A 240-nucleotide genomic window follows, 5' to 3' on the forward strand; every position below is an offset into this window, starting at 1 on the left:
CGAGCGCACGGCCTACGAGATTATCGCCAATGAAATGAAGATGTTAGGCGGTAATAGCCAAGCAACGCAGGAACAGCCGAAACATCAGCAAGCACCGGCCGCGCCTGTTGAAGATGTTGACGATGATGATTTGCCGTTTTGATTAACCACAGGCAGGCGGCCTAAAACGTCCGAGCCGTTGAGAGGGCGGTATAACAAAAGGAAACAAGGCGATGAAAGCAAGCGAAATGTTAGCCGCGC

The 240-nt window shown here is 52.1% G+C and carries 1 pseudogene; it reads left to right on the plus strand.

Features of this window, described 5'->3' with window-relative positions:
- Positions 1 to 142: pseudogene (locus HMPREF3052_RS10270) on the plus strand (single-stranded DNA-binding protein); the annotation flags it as partial.
- Positions 143 to 240 lie beyond the last annotated feature (98 nt).

The organism is Neisseria sp. HMSC056A03 (genome assembly GCF_001815685.1).
Taxonomy (GTDB): Bacteria; Pseudomonadota; Gammaproteobacteria; order Burkholderiales; family Neisseriaceae; genus Neisseria; species Neisseria subflava.